The following is a 2036-nucleotide window of genomic DNA, read 5'->3' on the forward strand; positions in this document are numbered from 1 at the left end:
TGCCAATGGCGGCCCTTGGAAATTTGTAGCGGGTGAACCAACACCACCCGTAGTGACAGATCCATCGCCAGTTGTCCCTGCACCTGTCGATCCTGCTCCGGTAGACCCAACACCGGTTGAACCACCTGTGACTGAGCCGCCTGTCGTTGTTGATCCATCGGTGTTTATCACATGGCAAGCGGGTGTTAGCCAAGTGAGCAATGGCGACAAGGTGACACATAATGGCAAGTGCTTCGTAGCTAAAAACGGCCCGGGTGTCTGGGAAAGCCCTGTTCAATCGAACTGGTTCTGGGATGAAATTAGCTGTAAATAATTAAACTAAGCAAGCCTCTGTTATAAGAGGCTTGCTTGTTCAGTGACAGTTATACGACACTTCCCTTACTTTCTATTACAGTAGTGCTTTCCATTTATCGATAAACTGTGTTCGTGAATAATTTGATTACAGGGCAATTAAAATGAAGTTAAAGCTATCTATTCTTGCGTTATTGGTAACTGGGGTTACTGGGTGTAACAGTACGCCGCAGTCAGGTCTCGAGCAAAGTTTGGGATGGGGTAATTATGGCAGTTTGAGTTTTGAAACGAGCTCTGAAGGTATTGTTGCTCAGCGTTATCAAGTCTTAAAAAGTCCTGTAGGCCAAATCACATCTATTGAGGAACAAGGTAACCAAATCCATGTTATTCAAACACTTGAAGGCGCTTTAATTAAAGGTGTCGATAGTACAGGCATTATGAATTACGAAGGCTGTATGGAGTCTGTTGGGGAAGTTGATGCTGCTGTTAATGCATCCCCGTCAATCGTTCAATTCTTATTAAAGCAAGCTGCGCCTCAAGGTCCTAATTCTGTATCAACATCATTACCTTTCACTGTCTCAGAGTCAGCCAATAACGCTCAAATTTACATTGGTGAAGCAACTTCTGTAGAAATTGAAGGTGAAAGCTATCCTATCGGTCCTATGATCGAACTTTCTGCGCCGTGGGGGGCATCTGGCCAAATCACATCTGTCGATGCGACAACCTTTGAGTTTTCATATTTTACGACCAACGATGGGCACAAAGATACGGTTGATATCCGTGGTACATGGAGCCAAAGTATGGGCCCGATGGATAAGTTTAACCAAGAACCTTCGGGAGAGTGGTTAGCGTGTGTAAAGCCCGAGGTTCAAGCGGTCTTGATGGAACTAAGCCCTAAACGAGTTGGCGAGATACTTGAAATCATCACGAAAGCCGAACTGGCGAACGGTGCAATCTAAGATTGCGATTTAGCGATCTATCTTTTTATGCCGTTCGGATTAAAATTTGCGTACAAATTTTATTAACTTTTTTTAAAGGCGCGCAAAATGTCAACAAAACTGGCGAACCCGGCACCACTTGGCCTAATGGGTTTCGGTATGACTACTATACTTCTTAATATCCATAACGCAGGTTTCTTTCCAATCGATTCAATGATTCTTGCTATGGGTATTTTTTACGGTGGTCTAAGCCAAGTTATCGTGGGCACAATGTGTTTCAAACGTGGTGACACGTTCGGTACAACTGCGTTTACTTCTTACGGTCTATTCTGGTTATCTTTGGTTGGTTTAATTGTAATGCCTTACATGGGCCTACCAGCAAGTCCAGCAGCGTTTATGGGTTGGTACCTACTACTATGGGGCATCTTCACTGGCTTCATGTTCATTGGTTCTCTATGCTACCCAGTAGCGAAACAAGTAGTATTCGGTTCACTTACTATCTTGTTCTTCCTACTTGCAGCTCGTGATTTCACTGGCAGCGAACTAATCGGCACTATCGCTGGTTTTGAAGGTATCTTCTGTGGTGCGTCAGCTATCTACTTTGCAATGGCACAAGTAATCAACAACGAATATGGCCGCACAGTACTGCCAATCGGTGAGAAAAAAGCGCCTCAAATGGCAACACAAGAAATCGCAGCTTAACGCTCTAGCTTGGGAACAGTTAGTTTGTTATAAGCAGTCAGTTCGTTATAAGTAATGAGCTCGTTATAAACTGCGATTTTTATGAACAAAACAAAAGGGGTTAGC

2 protein-coding genes and 1 pseudogene are annotated in these 2036 nt (G+C 43.9%); all 3 read left to right on the forward strand.

Annotated elements, in window-relative coordinates; genetic code table 11:
* Nucleotides 1-313 (forward strand): annotated as a pseudogene (locus AB4232_RS22410) (carbohydrate-binding protein); the annotation flags it as partial.
* Between the two features lie 142 nt (nt 314-455).
* Complete coding sequence (locus tag AB4232_RS22415; protein ID WP_372088062.1) at nt 456-1250, forward strand: hypothetical protein; 795 nt, start codon at nt 456-458, stop codon at nt 1248-1250.
* A gap of 87 nt (nt 1251-1337) precedes the next feature.
* The gene (locus AB4232_RS22420) at nt 1338-1931 is read left to right on the forward strand and encodes an acetate uptake transporter (RefSeq protein ID WP_010440610.1); all 594 of its coding nucleotides are present in this window, start codon (nt 1338-1340) and stop codon (nt 1929-1931) included.
* Nucleotides 1932-2036: the final 105 nt, after the last annotated feature.

This window comes from Vibrio sp. 10N.286.46.A8, assembly GCF_041470165.1.
Classification (GTDB): domain Bacteria; phylum Pseudomonadota; class Gammaproteobacteria; order Enterobacterales; family Vibrionaceae; genus Vibrio; species Vibrio tasmaniensis_A.

What these genes read in the sequence shown, in the direction of transcription:
- AB4232_RS22420 (WP_010440610.1), top strand. Translation starts at nt 1,338, where the DNA reads ATGTCAACAAAACTGGCGAACCCGGCACCACTTGGCCTAATGGGTTTC.
- AB4232_RS22415 (WP_372088062.1), top strand. Translation starts at nt 456, where the DNA reads ATGAAGTTAAAGCTATCTATTCTTGCGTTATTGGTAACTGGGGTTACT.